The organism is Herbidospora daliensis (assembly GCF_001570585.1).
GTDB classification, from domain to species: domain Bacteria; phylum Actinomycetota; class Actinomycetes; order Streptosporangiales; family Streptosporangiaceae; genus Herbidospora; species Herbidospora daliensis.
On sequence record NZ_BBXF01000003.1, the window covers coordinates 883397 to 901976 of the forward strand.

An 18580-nucleotide genomic window follows, 5' to 3' on the forward strand; every position below is an offset into this window, starting at 1 on the left:
GCTTTCTCGGTCAAGGAGTGTCGTGCTTCCGCAGCACCCCAGGAACACCCGGGAGGTCCGGCAAGGTGTAGCCAAGGGACCGGAACCGCTCGACCACGACAGGCACCGGCAGATTGGTGTGGACCGCCCCGGCGAACACGTTCCAAAGCGGCACGGGCTCCTCCTGATCGATCCACCAGCTCCGGCGCGCGTTTCTGTTGAAATTCGGCGTTTTGATCGTCGAGAAATCACTGAGTTCGTGGCTCATGAGAATGAGGTCGACGGCGTCCACGGACCTGGACGGCAGAAGCGGAATGGACAGCCCGAGCGCGGCAAGCCGTTCTGTCGTTCTCTCCGCCGTCCAGGTCAGCTGTCCCGCGGCCGTGTAGACATGGCCGAGGGGAACGACTCCATCCTCCAGCCACGGCTTGCCGCCGTTGAGCCATCGGCTGGCCAGGAGCCTGTCGCCGGGTTCGACACGGCCGACGGAGAAATAGCCGGCCGGCACCAGAAAACCCAGCTGTGCCAGCCGGTCGGCGATTTCACCGACGGGCTGATCGAGTTTTCCGGCCACCGCCACGAGGTGACCGATGGTGACCGGTTTGAGCGCGTCGCCCCTGTCCCATTGGGGTAGGTGAAATTCTTCCTTCTCGTCCCCTATGCCGAGCATGATCGCGTCTGCCGGCCGGTAGTCCCCGGCAGTGAGAAGGGGTGAGGGGACGTCGAAGCCGAGCTTCGCCAGCCGCCTGGCCACCTCTTCGACGCTCCGGCCTGACTTACTCGCGACCTCGACCACATGGTGTGAATCGACGATCTCCGTCGAGTCGAGCCAGCGCGGGGTTCCGCCGGCATCCCGTGCGACCAGGAGCAGATCATCGTCGTGTGCGAGCGGCAGGGCGTCCGGTATCCGGAACCCGAGGTCGGCGAGTCGTGCGGCGATTTCGCCAACCGGCCTTCCTGTTCTCTTCCCTGCCATGAGCAGATGTCCGAGGGGAACGACGGGGACACCGGGCAAGGTAGGAGGCCTCGCGTCGAAGTTCCTGCTCAGCAGGATGAGGTCGTCGTGGCCGAGCCGGCCTCTGACCGGTAGTTCGCGGGGCACCGTGAACGAGAGATGCCGCAGTTTTTCGGCGACCGCTTCGACGTCGCGCCCCAACTGCGCGGCGACGGCGACCACATGGCCGGCCGCGACGGGTGCCGGATCTCCCGAGTCGTCGATCGGCTCCAGCCAGGGTTGCTCGCCGTCCAGATCCCGGCTCAGCAGAATACGGTCGGCAGGTTCGGCCCTTTGGCCATCGACTCCAGCTGGAACGTGGACCCCGAATTCGATGAGTCGATCGAGTACCTGCCTGATCGGCCACCCCAGCTGAGTCGCCAGGGCGACGACGTGCCCGATGGACGCGGCAGGTGGGGTGTCGGCAGGAAGGCCCTCATCCAGAGAGCCTTCGTCGTCGTAGATATTCGCGCGCAGCAGGACGAGATCCGACTCCTCCGGCGAGCCCAGGGCGCAGGTCGCGACGGGAACGTCATATCCCAGCTCGGCGAGACGCCGGGCCGTCTCGCCGATGCCGTATCCCGCTGCGAGCGCCGCGCGCACCACCTGATGTCTGAGGACGGGTGTGTCCCGCGGCAGCCACGGTTCCTCCAGCCGTGAATAGAAATAGCCAGGTCTCTGGCCGAGAATGACCGCGTCGGTGGGCCGTGCGGGAGGGCCGGGAGTGGGGAGATCGGGGTTCTCGGCCGCGCACATGGCCGCCAGACGCCACCTGATCAGATCGTCGGACAGGGGACGGATGCCCTGATACTGCCGTCGTCGTGCCTGGCCGTCGGTGGAGTAGTCCGGCTGCCGGTAGTTGATATCCGGGGGGACGAGATCCCGATCCCCGGCGAAGAAGCCGAGCCGGGAGAAGTCGATCTCATGCCCGTTCAGAGTGATCGACTTCCCGGTCGAGACGGTTTGAGCGAAGACCAGGTCCGCGATCAGGGGATGCCGGTGGTAGAGCAGTTCGCCGAGCCAGTCGAACGTCGGCGAAACAGGCGCGTCGTCGCTGGCGAGCTGCTCGACGGCCTGTGACAAGACACGTATGAGGACATCCGAATTGCGGGCCGAGTTGAGAAACTCCGTTCGGTCGATGGTCAGTTCCGGGCTGTTCTCGCCACTGAGGTTGACGATCATTCCGAAGCTGGTCGTATTCGTCTGCAGACCGTCGGCGAGGACGCTCGCCGAGCCTTCCCGCCACCAGACCGGCCCTCTGGAACGTTTGTCGGCGATCGGCTCGCCGTACAGTTTCAGCTCTTTCGGGGTCCATACGATCCGCTCGTCGCCATAGGCGGCTTCGACGGAGAACTCGGAGTAGTTCAGTACCTGTCGGAGCGTCTCCGTGCAGGAAACTCGATCCGTGTTTCCCGTGGCTCGCAGGTGAAGACGGAGAACCGTGCCCGCGTCGTCGCCCGGTCCGCAGTCCTGAATGTGGAAGAGCGTTCCAGGGCCCGCGATGGAGACGCGGAGACGGTGGCCGGGGCGGCCGTCCCTTCCCAACCGGCAGGTCGTCACGGTGATCTCGTCGGCGAGCATGAAGTAGCTCAGGACGCCGATGCCGAACTGGCTGTTGGGATAGAGCACGACGGGAGGATCGAGCTTCTCCCATTCGGCCTGCTCCTCGATGAACTCGGGCAGTTCGGCGAATCGCATGCCGGCTTTCGCGAAGACGTCCTGGAGTTCTCGTACCCCCATGCCGATCCCGTTGTCGGCGCAATCGATATAGGGGCGGCCCTGCTCGTCGATGCCCTGGGAGAAGCTGATGTGACCCTCCCAGTCGGGGAGGCCGACACCGGTCCGGCGGAGATACTCGGTTCGGGCCCGCCGGTAGCGGCAGGCGTCGAGGGCGTTCTGGTAGACCTCGCGCAGCGCCAGGTCACGATCGGTGTAGAGCCGTTCGCCCATCAGCAGTTCCTGGACGCGCTCCTCGTCCAGGCGGAACCGGATGCCGGCGGACGTGTACGCGGCGACCCCGTTCGGCTCGGCGGCTCTGACCTGGTCGGCGTCGGCATGACCGGGCAGCCCGGCGAGTTCGGCGAGTGACGGGTCGTCGGCGTTGCCGATGTCGGCGAGGATACGGTCGAGATCGGAGACGTGCTCGCGCAGGGCTACTTCGATGGCCGGATGCGGGCAGGCGGCTCTGAGTACGCGTCCTGTCCCACGGGGTTCCCACCGGGCCTGGTCGATCGTCTGGAGCACGTCTTCCGGGGTGAGGGACTGGACGATGCCGATGTGGTCGACGAGGACGCCGCCGAGTCCGGTCATCTCGATGGCCATGCGGTGGGCCACCACGACGAGGTAGGCCACCAGCCTCTCTCTGATCGTCTGCTCCCCGATACGACCGGGTGCGATCAGACGGGAGGCCGACAGCCCGTGCGGCCGGTCGGTGCGTGCGATGAAACCCGCGTCCGCGTAGACGAGCCGGATCAGCTCACTCAACCGCGTTTTGGTCAGAACCTCGTCGCTCAGCCGAGATCCGGAGCTGTGGCCGTCGAGCGAGACGGCCACGGCCTGTGAACTGAATGACGTGGCCAGCCTGCTGGTCCAGCGATGAAGAAGCCACCATCCGATCTGCCTGGAGACGCCGGTCTCACCTCGGCCGGCGGCGTCGACGGCACGGCGGAGCAGCCGGGGGTGGCTGCGTGTGTACGTCTCATAGGCCTTACGCCGCTCGGTGGGCGCACCGGCGGGAGCCAGGTCGGCGGGGTTGACGACGCTCGCCTCGGCCGCGATGTGCGCCCAGTGGGTGTCGTGCACGAACGGGGCCACCACCAGCAGCGCGGCCTCCGCGGGTGACAGGCGCAGGTCGTCGAGCAGGGATCCGAGGATGAAGTTCATCCGCTCGCTCATCCGGAGCGCGAATCGGGAGTCGTGCCACGGATCTTCGGCCAGCTTTCCGCCGGCCGCCCACCGCCGGGCCGCCAGACGCCGGACGACCGCGACGGTGTCCTCGCGCAGGCCCGCGCTTCCGAGAACGTTGTGAATCTTCTTCCAGGCGACGTGCGCGTCGGCGATCTCCGCCCAGTCGTCACCGTGCTCCAGGACGGAAGCCCGGCCGGGCAGCACGACGAAGGCGTCATGGTCGGCTTCGCCTGCCAGCCGAACCTGCTGAGCGGGCACCCGATGCTCGATGGCCAGCGCCGTCAGGTTCTCGGCCACCTGGCGCTTGAAACTCGACAAGGTGTCGGGCGCGGCCCCCGCGCCGATGGCCAGTTCGACCGCCCGGGCGAACAGGCTGAACGACCTTCCGCCGGGCTGGACCGGCACGTATCGGGCGACCTCCCCGGGCGAGCAGGGGAACAACCAGGCGACGTTCCGCCGGGCGGCGTTGGCGATCTTGTCTGGCGCCCAAGCCGTGCGGGCGAACGCGGACTTGGTGTTCTCGTGGAAGCCTTCGCGGCAGGCGTCCACCAGGAACAGGATTCCGGCGGCCCTGCTCTGCTCGATCATGGGACCCCACGTGGTCAGCGGCACCGCCACGTCGGCCAGGCTCAGCCACTTCAGATCCGCGTCGCTCGGCAACAGGTAGTCGACGTCGTCGCCGTGGGCGCCGTGCCCGCTGAGGTAGATCAGGAGCGTGTCACCCGGGCTCGCGGTGACCAGGAAGCGGCTGACCTCGGTCCGGATTCGGGTCTGCCCCAGCCGCCCGCTCCCTTCGGGAGCCTCCACGGTGCAGCCACGCGCCTCCAACGCCATGGCGACGTCGATGAGATCGTCGGTGACGAACGGAAGGTCCTTGATGCTGGGATCGTCGTACTCGGCCACTCCCAGAAGGAGTGCCCTGAACCTGCCCACAGCGCCCGCCTCAGGTGCCGAACACCAGCGTGATGGCCGCTGTGGCGCCGACCTTGGCGGTGCCGATGAGCTGGATGCCGCCTTCGCCCGTGATCTCGACGCCGATCTGGGCTTCTTTGAGCCGCAGCCCGTCGGTCGCCTTCGCCATGTCCTCGAACACCGCGCGCAGCGACTCAGCCGTTTGCCGCAGGTTCTCCCGGAGCACGTCGACGGGGATCTGGCGGAGGATCGCCGCGTGATCCGCCCCGGGGAACAGACCCATCGTGGAGTCCTGACCGTCGTCGGAGACGATGAAGGTCAAGGAGTCGATCACCGGAGGGGAGGAAGGTTCTTGCACCGTATGTCCTCTTCAGTCGAACCTCGATTGCCACGATAGGAACCAGGCTGTCACGATCACGCCAGGCGCGCCACACGATCCGCTGTGACTGCCGCAGGAGCGGATCGCCGCGCTGGACATGATCATCCGTCCCGTGAGGATTGTCGGTCGAGATCGCTAGGTTGTGCCTACTTTCCCGCTTTGACCTTTGCGAGGTACCGGCATGTCCACGGAACGGAAGCTGACCTACGTCGGCGGCGATTCGGCCAAGTTCTGGCACGTCAGGCAGGACGCCACCGAACTGGTCATCCGGTACGGACGCCTCGATGCCGAGGGCCGGACGCAGGTCACGTCCTTCGACTCCGAAGCCGCCGCGACGGCGGCCGTAGAGAAGCTGGTGGCCGAGAAGCTGCGCAAGGGCTACACCGAAGACGACACTGCCGCCCCCGAGACGGCCGCGCCCGACGACGAAGACGTTCTCACGATGCCGGCCGCCTGGTTACGCGCCCTCCACCCCCGCCGAGGCGGCGTCCGGGTGCCCGAGCGGCGGCGCGACGCCGACGCCGACGCGAAGGTCGCCGCGAGGGTGGCCGAGCACCGGCAGATGATCCGCGACTGCCTGGAGCTGACCACCGACCCCGGGATCGCCGAGGCGGGCGCAACCTGGCTCGACGGCGACGCGGCGGGCGGTCCGCTCGGCGCGGCGGTGGTGGCCGAGGTGGTCGCCGCCCATCTGAACTGGGACGACTCGGCGATGCTGGCCGCGTTCGCGGAGACGTGGCTGGCGGAGCGCGGGCTGGTGTTCGCGGCCGAGGCGGTGGTGGAGCTCATCTCGCTGAAGTGCGGAGACGACAGCTACTACTACCGTAGTTTCCAGCCTGCCATGCCGGTCCGGCGGCTGCCCGACGGCACCGGCACCTCCCGCTGGTGGTTCGGCCACGCGGCCGGGTTGCCGGCGCGGGTCCGGGCCGCCGTGGCGGCGGCGGGCGACGCGGAGTACGCCGAGGTCGTCGCCGTGCTGACCCGTTGTCGTGAGGCGGGGGCGCACCACCGGATGGCCACGTCCTACCTCGCGCCCTCCGAGGTCGCGTGGGTCGACGCCGACTGCGCCGAGGCCGCCGCGCCCGGCACGGGCCAGAGCCAGGGGCTCATCACCGCGGTCAGCACCCCGGCGCAGGCGGCGCTCATCGCCGACGACCTGCGGCTCTTCTGGGTGAGCAGCAGTCTCGCGGTGCCGGCCACGGTCGTCGACGGCATGGGCGAGGCCGCCGTGCCGGTGCTGACCGACTGGCTCGACAGGATCGACGGAGCCGACGAACGGAAACGGCTCCAGTCGGTCCTCGCCGAGCTGCCGGGCGACGCGGCGATGCAGGTGCTGATCGACCGCGTCGACGGGAAGTACGGCCAGCCGGCGCTGCTTCGGGCGGCGGCCCGCTTCCCGCGCCGGGCGATGCGGCTGATGGCGGCGTCCAAGGGGAAGGTCGTGGCCGAGTTGCTGCGGGCCCACGTGCTGGCCCACCCCGACCTGGTCGGCGAGGTGCTCGCGGAGGTCGACGGCACCGTCGCCGCGCAGCGGATCGGCGCTCTCGCGGACACGGCGGCCGTCGCGGTCGCGCCGCCCGAGGCCCTGCCCGAGGTGCTGGTCAGCCCGCCGTGGACGCGGCCCCGGGTGGTCCGCACGCCGGTGGTGATCGACGGCCTGGTCTGCGCCGGCGAACCGGCGACGGCGTGGGCGCCGGGCGAGCGGGACGCCTGGCGGTCGAGCGCCCCCGACTGGTGCGAACGAGGCCACCTGACCTGGGAGCAGATGGCCGCCGTCGTCTCCGGACCCCGCCGCAACGGCTGGTTCGAGGGCCCGACCCTGATCGTGGCCGGGCCGGAGGAACTGGCCAGGCCGGTCCTCGAAACATGGCGTCCGGACCACATGTGGCAGGCCGCCGACTGGATGCGGGCGGCGGTCGCCAGGTTCGAGTTCGCGGCGCTGCCCCTGGTGGTCCACTACGCCCGGAAGCAGGCTGCGGAGGTCGCGCCGGCGCTGCTGCCGCTGGCCACTCCCGAGATCGCCGTGCTGATGGCCGACTGGCTGGCCCGGCTCAAGTCGGTGCGGGCGACCGCGCTGGCGTGGTTCTCGCGGCATCCCGACGCCGCCGCCCGCGCGCTGGTCCCCCCGGCGCTGGGCAAGCCCGGCTCGGCCCGCCGCCAGGCCGAGCAGGCGCTGTCGGCCCTGGTCGCCGGCGGGCACCGCGACGCCGTGACGCGGGCCGCCGCCGGATACGGCCCGGCCGCCGAGGCCGCGATCGCCGAACTCCTCGCGGCCGGTCCGCTCGACGCGCTGCCCGCCAAGATGCCTGCGACGCCCCAGTGGGCCGACCCCTCGATCCTGACCCGGATCCACCTGCGCGGCGGCGGCCTGGCGCTGCCGCTGGAGGCCGCCCGCCACGTGGTGACCATGCTGGCGATCTCCCGGCCCGGCGACCCCTACGCGGGGATCGCCCTGGTCAAGGAGGCGTGCGACGAGCGCAGCCTGGCCGACTTCGGGTGGGCGCTGTTCCAGCGGTGGCAGGCCGCGGGGCATCCGTCCAAGGAGAGCTGGATGTTCGACGCCCTCGCCCTGATCGGCGACGACGAGACCGTGCGGCGGCTGACCCCGCTGATCCGGGCCTGGCCCGGCGAGGGCGGGCACGCCCGCGCCGTCACCGGCCTCGACGTGCTGGCCACGCTCGGCACCGAGGTCGCGCTGATGCACCTCCACGGCGTCGCCGAGAAGGTCAAGTTCACCGGGCTCAAGAACCGGGCGCGGCTGAAGATGGCCGAGGTCGCGGGGCGGCTGAACCTGACGCCCGAGGAGCTGGCCGACCGGCTGGTGCCCGACTTCGGGCTGGCCGCCGACGGCAGCCTGACCCTCGACTACGGGCCCCGCCGGTTCGTCGTCGGCTTCGACGAGCAGCTCAAGCCCTATGTCGTGGACGAGGCCGGCAAGCGCCTCAAGACCCTGCCCAAGCCGGGCGTCAAGGACGACGCCGAGCTGGCGCCGGAGGCGTACCGGCGATTCGCGGGCCTGAAGAAGGACGTGCGCACCGTGGCCGCCGACACCATCCACCGCCTGGAGCGGGCGATGGCCGACCGGCGCCGCTGGGGCGCCGGCGACTTCGCCCGGCTGTTCGTCGGCCATCCGCTGCTCTGGCACATCACGCGGCGGCTGGTGTGGGGCTACTACGACGCCGACGGCGCCCTGCTCGGCACGCTGCGGGTCGCCGAGGACCGCGGCTTCGCCGACGTCGACGACGAGACGCTGACCCTGCCCGGCGGGGTGACCGTCGGGCTCGTCCACCCGCTGGAGCTGGGGGAGACGCTGGGCGCATGGGCCGAGGTGTTCGCCGACTACGAGATCCTCCAGCCGTTCCCACAGCTTGGACGGGACGTCTACACCGCGCCGGACGCCCTCGACCCCGACCGGTTCACCAAGATCCCGACTGGCCGGGTGCTCGGTCTGGAACGGCGCGGCTGGCGGCGCGGCGCCCCGCAGGACGCCGGCTGGCAGGGCTGGATCGAGCGGGAGGCGCCCGGTGGCAGGATCGTCACGATCCATCTCGCTCCCGGCGTCTGCGTCGGCTACGTGGACATGGAGGAGGAGCAGACGGTGATGGTCGAGGAGGGCCACTTCCGCGGCCTCGACCCCATCACCGTCTCCGAGATCATGCGCGACCTCGAGGAGCTCGTCCGATGAGCATCGTCGTCGACGAAGACCACTTCACCATTCCGGTCGCCTGGTTACGCGGTCTCCATCCCCGGCGGGGCGGGGTGCGGGCGCCCGCCAAGCGGCTCGACCCCGGCGCGGCGGCCAAGGTCGCCGCGGCGCTCGGCAAGTACCGGGAGCTGGTCGACGGCTGCCTGGCGTTGTGCACCGACGCGGAGCTTGCCGCCGCCGGCGCCGCCCACCTGGCGGGAGAGCCCGACAGCAGCGCGCTCGGCGCCGCGGTGGTCGCCGAGGCCGTGGCGAGTTGCCTGAACTGGGACGAGTCGAAGGTGCTGCTCTCGATCGCCGAAACGTGGCTGACGGAGCGCGGTCTGGTGTTCGCGGTGACGGCGACGGCGGAGCTGAGCGCGCTGCAGTGCGGCGGCGAGTACCAGCGGAACGTGAGCGCGCAGCATCTCCTGCCGGTCAGGCGGCTGGCCGCCGACGGCCAGGGCCGCTGGTGGGGCGGGAGCCGCCGGGAGTTGTTCCGGCGGGTCCGGGCCGCCGTCGCCGAGGCGGCGGACGACGAGTACGCCGAGGTGGCCGGCGCGCTGGCCCGCTGCCGTGAGGCGGGGCCGCGCCAGCGGGTCGCCGCGTCCTACTTGGCGCCGACCGAGCGCGCGTGGGTGGACGCCGACTGCGCCGAGGCCGCCGGGCTCGATCCCGATGTGTCCTACGGCCTGATTCTCGCGATCAGCACCCCGGCCCAGGCGGCGCTGATCGCGGACCTGGTGCAGGGGCACTGGGTGAGGCACGAGCCCGGCCTGCCGGCGACGGTCGTCGACGGTCTGGGCGGCGCGGCCGCGCCGCTGCTGGCCGCCTGGTTCGACGACGCGTACGACCCCGACGAGCAGCGCCTGCTGCTGGCCATGCTCGCCGAGCTCCCCACCGACGAGGCGATGCGGGCGCTGATCGAGCGCGCCGACCGCACGTTCGTCCAGCCCGCGCTGCTGAGCGCGGCGGCCCGCTACCCGCGCCGGGCGATGCGGCTGCTGGCCGAGGGCGGCGGCAAGGTCGTGGACGAACTGCTGAAGGCCCACGTGCGGGCCCGGCCCGACCTGGTCGCCGAGGTACTGGCCGACCTCACCGGTCCGGCCGCGGAGCGCGTCGCCGCGGTCGAGGCCGCCCCGATCGCGCCTGCCGCGCCGCCCGGGGCGCTGCCCGACGTGCTGGTCGTCCCACCGTGGTCGCGGGATCGGACGGTGCGCACGCCGGTTGTGGTGAGTGGCCTGGTCTGCACGGACGAGCCGACGGTGGCGTGGGGGCGGGGCGAGCGGGACGCCTGGCGGTCGAGCGCGCCGGAATGGTGCCGGGTGGACAGACGCGACTGGCCGCCCGTCGCCGTCGGCGGCGCGCCGGGATACAAGGGCTGGTACGAGGCGCCGGCCCTGTTCGTGTCCGGGCCCGACGACCTGGCCGTGCAGCTGATCGAGGTGTGGCGGCCCGACGAGATGTGGCGCACCCCCGAATGGGTCAGGGCCGTGGCCGCCAGATTCGAGTCCGCCGCGCTGCCCCTGGTGGTCGACATGGCGCGGCGGAACCCCACGGGGATCGCTCCGGCGCTGGTCCCGTTCGCGACCCCCGGGATCGCGAGCCTGATGGCCGAGTGGCTGGGCCGGCTGAAGACGGTGCGGGCGACCGCGCTGACCTGGCTGGCGCGTCATCCCGACGCCGCCGCCCGCGCTCTGGTCCCGGCCGCGCTCGGCAGGGCGGGCGCGGCCCGGCACCAGGCCGAGCAGGCGTTGTCGGCGCTGGCCGCGCGTGGCGGCCGCGACGCCGTGATCCGGGCCGCCGCCGGTCACGGTCCGGCCGCCGAGGCCGCGATCACCGCGCTGCTCGACGCCGACCCGCTCGACGCGCTGCCCGCCACGATGCCCGTCGTCCCCGAATGGGCCGACCCCCTGATGCTGCCCCCGATCCTGCTGCGGGGCGGCGGTGCGACGCTGCCGGTCGAGGCGGCCCGTCATGTCGTGACGATGTTCTCGGTCTCCCGGCCCGGTGACCCCTATGCCGGGATCGCCGTGGTCAAAGAGGCCTGCGACGGCCAGAGCCTCGCCGACTTCGGGTGGGCGCTGTTCCAGCGGTGGCGGGCCGCCGGGCATCCGCCCGCCACAGGCTGGATCTTCGACGCGCTCGCGCTGGTGGGCGATGACGAGACCGTCCGCAGGCTGACCCCGGTGATCCGGGCCTGGCCCGGCGAAGGAGGGTTCGCCCGCGCCGTCACCGGCCTGGAGATCCTCACGACCCTCGGGACCGAGGTCGCGCTCATGCACCTCCACAGCCTCGCGGAGAAGGGCAGGTTCAACGGGCTGAAGAACCGGGCGCGGCAGAAGATGGCCGAGGTCGCCGCGCGGCTGGACCTGTCGCCCGAGGAACTGGCCGACCGGCTGGTGCCCGGCTTCGGGCTGGCCGCCGACGGCAGCCTGACCCTCGACTACGGCCCCCGGCGGTTCGTGGTCGGCTTCGACGAGCAGCTCAAGCCCTATGTCGTGGACGCCGCCGGCAAGCGCCTCAAGAGCCTGCCCAAGCCGGGCGTCAAGGACGACGCCGAGCTGGCGCCGGAGGCGTACCGGCGATTCGCGGGCCTGAAGAAGGACGTGCGCACGGTGGCCGCCGACACCATCCACCGCCTGGAGCGGGCGATGGTCGACCGGCGCCGCTGGAGCGCCGGCGACTTCACCCGGCTGTTCGTCGGCCACCCGCTGCTCTGGCACATCACCCGGCGGCTGGTCTGGGGCTGTTACGACGCGGAAGGCAGGCAGGTCGACGCGTTCCGGGTCGCCGAGGACCGCGGCTTCGCCGACGTCGACGACGAGACGCTGACCCTGCGCGCCGACGTCGAGATCGGGCTCGTCCACCCGCTGGAACTGGGGGAGGCGCTCGGCCTCTGGGCCGAGGTGTTCGCCGACTACGAGATCCTCCAGCCCTTCCCGCAACTCGGCCGGGAGGTCTTCACCGTGGCGGCCGGCTTCGACACCGAGCGGTTCGGCAGGGTCCCGACCGGCCGGGTGATCGGCCTGGAGCGGCGCGGCTGGCGGCGCACCTCCCCGCAGGACGCCGGCTGGCAGGGCGGGATCGAGCGGGAGGTGCCCGGTGGCCGGATCACGGTCGGTCTCAACCCCGGGGTCTCGGTCGGCTACGTCGACATGGACGCCGACCAGGAGTTGATCGTCTCCACCGACGACCTCACGGGCCTCGATCCCGTCACCGCCTCCGAGATCATGCGCGACCTCCAGGAGCTGATCCGATGAACGACCACGTCCAGCGGCCCCCGGCCGAGGTCCGCTACGCCGACGAGCTGGCCCGGCTCCGCGACGCCGACGACGGCGCCCGGCCGCCCGGCTGGGCACTCAGCCTGCGGGCCGCCCGCCGGTTCGTCATCGGCGACGAGAAGCTCGGCGTCACCCGCAAGTTCGTCGGCGACCCGTCGCTGATCGACCGCGCCCTGGTGACGCTGGCGACGAGCCGGGGGCTGATGCTCGTCGGCGAGCCCGGCACGGCCAAGTCGCTGCTCTCGGAGCTGCTCGCGGCGGCGGTCAGCGGCACGTCCACCCTCACCATCCAGGGCGGCGCGGCCACCACCGAAGACCAGATCAAGTACTCGTGGAACTACGCGCTGCTGGTCGCCGAAGGGCCGTCGCCCCGGTCGCTGGTGGCCGCGCCGCTGCTGCGCGGCATGGCGGAGGGCCGGGTGGTGCGCTTCGAGGAGATCACCCGCTGCCCGCTGGAGGTGCAGGACTGCCTGCTGTCGCCGCTGTCCGACCGGGTGCTCGCGATCCCCGAGCTGACCGGCCCCGACGCCATGGTGTTCGCCCGCGAGGGCTTCAGCGTCATCGCCACCGCCAACACCCGCGACCGGGGCGTCAACGAGATGAGCGCCGCGCTCAAACGGCGCTTCAACTTCGAGACCGTCTTCCCGATCGCCGACTTCGGCACCGAGTTGTCGCTGGTCGAGGCCGAGGCGACGGCGCTGCTCCAACGCTCCGGGGTCGGCGCGCTCCCGCACCGCGACGTGCTGGAGGTGCTGGTCAGGGCGTTCCGCGAGCTGCGGCAGGGCCAGACCGCGCGGGGCGACGCCACCGACCGGTTGTCGGGCGTCATGAGCACCGCCGAGGCCGTCTCGGTCGCGCACGCCGTCGGGCTGCGCGGCTGGTTCCTGCGCGGCGAGCCCGGCACCGCCGCCGACCTGGTGACCTGCCTCGCGGGCACGGCCGCCAAGGACAGCCCCGACGACCTGGCCAAACTCCGCAGGTACCTGGAACACCAAGGTTCCGGGCCCCTGTACGACGCCCGTCACCTCCTGCCGGGCTGACGATGACCGCCACCTTCATCGGCGTCCGGCACCACAGTCCCGCCTGCGCGCGGCTGGTCGCCGACACGATCACGGCCCTGCGGCCGGCGTACGTGCTCGTCGAGGGCCCGGCCGACATGAACCCCCGGCTGGGGGAGCTGCTGCTGGGCCACGACCTGCCGATCGCGGTCTACACCGGCTACCGCGACGCCGAGCGCCGGCACGGCTCGTGGGCGCCGCTGTGCGACTACTCGCCGGAGTGGACGGCGCTGACCGCCGGCCGCGACGTCGGCGCGGAGGTGCGGTTCATCGACCTGCCCGCCTGGCATCCGGCGCTGGCCGACGTGCGCAACCGCTACGCCGACGCCGAGGCCCGCTACGCCGAGGTGACCGAGCGGCTCTGCCGCGACTTCGCCGTCGACAACCCCGACGCGCTCTGGGACCACCTGTTCGAGATCGAACCCGCCGACGGCCTGGCCGACCGGCTGGCCGCCTACTTCGATCTCGTCCGGGGAGACGCGCGCACCGCCCCCGACGACGAGGCGCGGGAGGCGTACATGGCGCACTGGGTCAGGGCGGCGGTCGCCGACGCGGGCGACCGGCCGGTCGTCGTGGTCACCGGCGGCTTCCACCGCCCGGCGCTGGTCCGGTTTGCCGAGGAGGGCGACCGGACCTGGCCGGAGCTGCCCCAACCGCCCGGGGACGCGGTCGTCGGCAGCTACCTGGTGCCCTACTCGTTCCGGCGGCTGGACGCCTTCGACGGCTACCAGTCGGGCATGCCCTCGCCCGCCTACTACCAGCACCTGTGGGAGTCGGGCCCCCACGAGGCCGCCCGGGGGCTCACCGAGGCGGTCACCGCGCGGCTGCGCGGCCGGGGGCAGCCGGTCTCCACCGCCGACCTGATCGCCGCCCGCGCCACCGCCGAGGGCCTGGCGGCGGTACGCGGCCACGTCCACCCCGCCCGGGTCGACGTGCTCGACGGGCTGGCGAGCGCGCTGGTCGGCGAGGCCCTGGACACGCCGCTGCCGTGGGCGACCGGCGGCCGGATCAGGCCCGGCGGGCACCCCGTCATCGTCGAGATGGTCGCGGCGCTCAGCGGCGACCGGGTGGGCCGGCTGCACCCGTCGACCCCGCTGCCGCCGCTCGTGCACGCCGTCGCCGACCGGCTGCGCGCCACGGGGCTCGGCGGCTCCGGCGAGGTCCGCCTCGACCTCGGGAAGCCCGCCGACCTCGACCGCAGCCGCCTGCTGCACCGCCTGCGCGTGCTGGCGATCCCCGGGGTGGTGCGCGACTCCGGGCCGGGGCCGGGAGGCGACCCCGTACCGGCGGAGCAGTGGACGCTGACCGACTCCGACGACCGCCTGCCCGCCCTCATCGAGGCCGGCGGCTACGGCGTCGACCCCGAGGAGGCCGCCGCCGCTGTGCTCGCCGAACGCATCGCCGCCACGCCCGGCGACATGGACGTGCTGGCGGGCCTGCTGTTCGACGCGGCGCTCTGCGGCGTCGGCGCGCTGACCGGCCAGGTGCTCGACGACCTGGCACGCGCCGTCGGCGCGGCGGCCGACCTGGGCTCGCTGGGCCGCACGCTGGCCGTCGCCCTGGCGATGTGGCGGCACGACGGCCTGTTCCACACCGGCGGCGGTCCGGCCTTCGGCGCGCTGATCGCCGCGGCGGTGCGGCGCGCTTTGTGGCTGGCCGAGGGCGTGCGCGGCGGTCCCGCCCCGGCCGACCCGAAGCGGATCGGCGCGATGGCGGCCGTGCGCGACGCGCTGGTCCACGCCGCGGCCCCGCTCGGGCTGGACACCACGGCCGCGCTGGGCGTCGCCGACCGCGTCGCCGCCTGCCACGACGCGCCGCCCGACCTGCGCGGGGCCGCCTTCGGGCTGGGCTGGTCGTTGCGCGGCACGGCCGCCGCCGACCCCGGCCGGGCGGTGCGCGGCACCTTCACCCCGGCCCTGGCGGGCGACTGGCTGGCCGGGCTGTTCGCGCTCGCCCGCGAGGAGGTGCTGCACACGCCCGGGATGCTGGAGCTGCTCGACGAGCTGGTCGAGGCGATGACCGACGACGGGTTCCTGATCGCGCTCCCGGCGCTGCGCCAGGCGTTCGGCTACTTCCCGCCCCGCGAACGGCACCTCATCGCCGCCCGGCTGGTTCGCCTGCGCACGGGCGGGACCTCCGGGCCCGACCTGATGCGGCTCGACGCGACCCCGGAGCTGGTGGCCGCCGGGATGAGACTGGACGAACGGGTCGACACGGCGCTGCGCCGGGAGGGACTGATCACGTCATGACCGACCCCACCCTGGAACGCTGGCGGCTGCTGCTCGGCGAACCCGGCGGCGCCTGCCTCGGCGGGCAGCCTCTCGGTGAGCAGGCCGCCGCCCGCGACGCGGCCATGGACTGGCTCTACGGCCGCGACGACGACCTGCGCCGCCGGGGGGTTCGGCGCGACGGCGGCTCGGGCGCGTCGACGCTGACGACCGTCGACTGGCTCGACGACATCACCCGGCTGTTCCCCAAGGAGACCGTCGAACGGCTCCAGCGCGACGCGGTCGAACGCTACGAGATCCACGACGTGGTGACCGACCCCGCCGTGCTGGCGCGCATCGAACCCAACCCGGCGCTGCTCAAGGCGGTGCTGCGCACCAAGCACCTGATGAACCCGCAGGTGCTCCGCCTGGCCCGGCGCATCGTCGAGGCGGTCGTCCGCGACCTCACCGACCGGCTCGCCACCGAGGTCCGCGCCGCCTTCTCCGGCGCGAAGGCCCGCCGTCCGGGACGGCTGAAGCAGGCCCGCAACTTCGACCTGACCCGCACCCTGCGCGCCAACCTCGGCCGCTACCGGCCCGAGACCGGCCAGGTCGTCATCGAGACCCCCTACTTCTTCACCCGCACCCGCCGCCACCTCGACCAGTGGCAGGTGATCCTGCTCGTCGACCAGTCGGGCTCCATGGTCGGCTCGGTGATCCACTCGGCCGTCACCGCGGCCTGCCTGTGGGGTCTGCCGGGCGTGCGCACCCACCTGGTCGCCTTCGACACCGATGTCGTCGACCTGACCGCCGACGTCGACGACCCGGTCGACCTGCTGATGAAGGTCCAGCTCGGCGGCGGCACCGACATCGGCCGCGCCGCCGCGTACGGCGCCGGTCTGATCGACCGGCCGCGCAAGGCGATCGTCGTGCTGATCTCCGACTTCTACGAGGGCGGCACCCCCGAACGGCTGGTGCGCACGGTACGCGGCCTGGTCGAACAGGGCAGCCAGGTGCTCTGCCTGGCCGCCCTCGACGAACAGGCCAACCCCGACTACGACCGGGCGCTCGCGCAGCGCCTGGCGAACGCGGGCGCGCACGTGGGCGCGATGACCCCGGGAGAACTGGCCGCCTTCGTCGCGGAACACGTGGGCCGATGAGACCCGACCTGCTCGCCCTCACCCCCGACTCCCTCGCCGCTCTGACCAACAAGGGCCTGGTCAAACGCGCGACCCGGGAGCTCGACGCCGCCGCCCCGGCCCTGCGCACCGACCCCGACGGCACCGTCCACGGCGACTTCCCCGACGGCCCGACCGCCAGCCTCCCGGCCGGCGGCCTCGACGGCGGCCGCTGCACCTGCGCGGCCACGGGCGTCTGCCGCCATCTGATCGGGCTGGTGCTGGCGTACCAGCGAGCCGACCAGAGCCCGGACGTGGCAGCCGACCTGCCCTGGTCGCCCGGTCAGGTCACCGACGACGAGCTCACCGCCAGGATCGGGGCCCGGTCGATGGCCGCCGCCCGGCGGGCCGAGAAGGCCGGGTACACCGCGCGGGTGCGCCGGGCCAACGCCGCCGACCCGGTGCCGCAGGTCGAGCTGGCCACCGCGACCGTGCGGTTCCTGGTGCCCGGCGACCTGGGGTTCGTGCACACCGACGCCGCCGACGGGAGCAGGGACGACGCCCTGGCGCTGGCCGTGTGGGCGTTCCGGGCCGCCGACGAACGGCATCCCGGCCTGGACGACGTGCGGATCGACGTCGGGGGAGCCCCGGAAGAGGGCGCCGGTCCGGGGCTGGAACGCGCGCTCGGGCTGGCCGCGACGGTGCTCCGCGAAGGTGCGACGCATCTCGGCGCGGGCTTCGAGGCCGTCGTCGCCGACACGCGGCGGCACCTCGACGAGGCCGGGCTGCGCTGGCCGCTGCTGGCCGTCGACGACCTCGCCGACCAACTGGCCGCCTACCACGGCCGAGGCGCCCACTACCGTCCCGAACTGCTCGCGAGCCACCTCGCCGAACTGCACGCCCGCCACCGGGCGGTGACCCGGCCGGACGCCACCCTGCGCAGCAGCGTCCTGGGCACCGCCGAGGCCGCCGAGACGCCGCTGCGGCGGGCCCGGCTCGACGCCCTCGGCTGCCGGATAAGGGCGATCGGCGGCCGCCGCATCGCCGAGGTCTACCTGGCCCACGCGGCGAGCGCCGGTGTGTTCGTGCTGCGCCGCCACTGGGACGACGAGGAGGCCGACGGCCCCGCGCTGGCCCGGCGGCGCATCGGCGCCACCCCGCTGGCCGCGCTCGCGGCGGGCAACCTCGTCACCGAGTCGGCCGTCCGCAGCGCCAGCCGCACGGTACGCCTGGCCGCCGGCCGGATCGCCAAGACCACGGTCAGCCCGTCGCGCGGCCTCTGGGACGACCTGCCGTCGTCGATCCTGGCGGCCGACGTGGCGGCCCTCGCCCGCGAACTCGACGCCCTGCCGCCCCGCCCGATCCGGCCGAGGATCGAGGCGGAACTGGTCCGGGTGATCCCGGTCGCCGGGGTGGAGAGCATCGCCTACACCCCGGGCGACCAGCGCCTCGACGCCGTGATCGCCGACCACGCGGGCACCCCGGCGACGATCGCCGCCGTCCACACCGCCGCCGCCCCGGGCCGCCTCGACGCGCTGGCCGCCGCGCTCACCGGCGGGCACGTGCGCTTCGTCAGCGGCGTGGTCCGGCGCACGGCCGGCACCGTGGTCGTCGAACCGATCGGCCTGGTGGCCGGAGACCAGCTGATCGTCCCCGACCTGCGGGAACCCGCCGCCGTCGGGCTGGCCGACGCGGGCGAGGCGGCGGCCGACCCGCTCACGGCCGCGCTGACCGAGGCGCGGGACCTGCTCGCCGAGGCCGCCCATCGGGGCCTGAACCACCTGCCGCCTACCTACGGGGCGCGGCTCACGACCGCCGCCGAGCGGCTGGCCGCAATCGGCCTGCGCCGCATCGCTGGCGACGTCATGGCCTTCGCGGCCGCTCGAACCGAAGACGCCTGGGTCGACGCGTATCTGCGCCTGGAACTCGCCCTCGACCTGATCTCCCCGTAGCGATCGACGCCTATTCCGCGATGCCTTGGTGGACCCGCGAGTCGTACCGACCCGAGGGACGGACCTGGAAGAGACGACGGGGGTCGCGCGTGGAGGTGCCGGAGCCGA

8 protein-coding genes are annotated in these 18580 nt (G+C 72.7%); 6 read left to right on the forward strand and 2 right to left on the reverse strand.

From position 1 onward, the window contains the following. Positions 1–10 precede the first annotated feature (10 nt). Both AW274_RS19065 and AW274_RS19070 read right to left on the reverse strand, forming a co-directional pair. Positions 11–4813 carry a wHTH domain-containing protein gene (locus tag AW274_RS19065; RefSeq protein WP_083974478.1) on the reverse strand — a complete coding sequence of 1601 codons (4803 nt, stop codon included), beginning with the start codon at positions 4811–4813 and terminating at the stop codon, positions 11–13. Between the two features lie 10 nt (positions 4814–4823). Then, positions 4824–5126 carry a Pepco domain-containing protein gene (locus AW274_RS19070; protein ID WP_062433927.1) on the reverse strand — a complete coding sequence of 101 codons (303 nt, stop codon included), beginning with the start codon at positions 5124–5126 and terminating at the stop codon, positions 4824–4826. Positions 5127–5352: 226 nt separating this feature from the next. Between AW274_RS19070 and AW274_RS19075 the strand changes: the two genes are divergently transcribed. Genes AW274_RS19075 through AW274_RS19100 form a run of 6 tightly spaced genes read left to right on the forward strand, consistent with a single transcriptional unit; the run spans position 5353 to position 18472 of the window. Continuing rightward, positions 5353–8856, forward strand: coding sequence for a DUF4132 domain-containing protein (locus tag AW274_RS19075; RefSeq protein ID WP_062433929.1), 3504 nt, complete (start codon positions 5353–5355; stop codon positions 8854–8856). Continuing rightward, on the forward strand, positions 8853–12116 hold the full coding sequence (locus AW274_RS19080; RefSeq protein WP_062433933.1) for a DUF4132 domain-containing protein: 3264 nt from the start codon (positions 8853–8855) through the stop codon (positions 12114–12116). Before AW274_RS19075 ends, AW274_RS19080 begins: the two co-directional genes overlap by 4 nt. Continuing rightward, positions 12113–13177 (forward strand): ATP-binding protein, encoded by a 1065-nt coding sequence (locus AW274_RS19085; protein WP_062433936.1) that lies wholly within the window; start codon positions 12113–12115, stop codon positions 13175–13177. The genes AW274_RS19080 and AW274_RS19085 overlap by 4 nt, the downstream gene beginning before the upstream one ends. Before the next feature lie 2 nt (positions 13178–13179). Continuing rightward, entirely contained in the window at positions 13180–15444 is a 2265-nt protein-coding gene (locus AW274_RS19090; RefSeq protein WP_062433939.1) for a DUF5682 family protein, read from the forward strand. Beyond that, positions 15441–16562: a VWA domain-containing protein gene (locus AW274_RS19095; protein WP_062433942.1), complete on the forward strand. Its 1122-nt coding sequence runs from the start codon at positions 15441–15443 to the stop codon at positions 16560–16562. Before AW274_RS19090 ends, AW274_RS19095 begins: the two co-directional genes overlap by 4 nt. Next, complete coding sequence (locus AW274_RS19100) at positions 16559–18472, forward strand: YehQ family protein (protein WP_062433945.1); 1914 nt, start codon at positions 16559–16561, stop codon at positions 18470–18472. The genes AW274_RS19095 and AW274_RS19100 overlap by 4 nt, the downstream gene beginning before the upstream one ends. Positions 18473–18580: the final 108 nt, after the last annotated feature.

What these genes read in the sequence shown, in the direction of transcription:
- AW274_RS19085 (WP_062433936.1), top strand. Translation starts at nt 12,113, where the DNA reads ATGAACGACCACGTCCAGCGGCCCCCGGCCGAGGTCCGCTACGCCGAC.
- AW274_RS19090 (WP_062433939.1), top strand. Translation starts at nt 13,180, where the DNA reads ATGACCGCCACCTTCATCGGCGTCCGGCACCACAGTCCCGCCTGCGCG.
- AW274_RS19075 (WP_062433929.1), top strand. Translation starts at nt 5,353, where the DNA reads ATGTCCACGGAACGGAAGCTGACCTACGTCGGCGGCGATTCGGCCAAG.
- AW274_RS19080 (WP_062433933.1), top strand. Translation starts at nt 8,853, where the DNA reads ATGAGCATCGTCGTCGACGAAGACCACTTCACCATTCCGGTCGCCTGG.
- AW274_RS19100 (WP_062433945.1), top strand. Translation starts at nt 16,559, where the DNA reads ATGAGACCCGACCTGCTCGCCCTCACCCCCGACTCCCTCGCCGCTCTG.
- AW274_RS19095 (WP_062433942.1), top strand. Translation starts at nt 15,441, where the DNA reads ATGACCGACCCCACCCTGGAACGCTGGCGGCTGCTGCTCGGCGAACCC.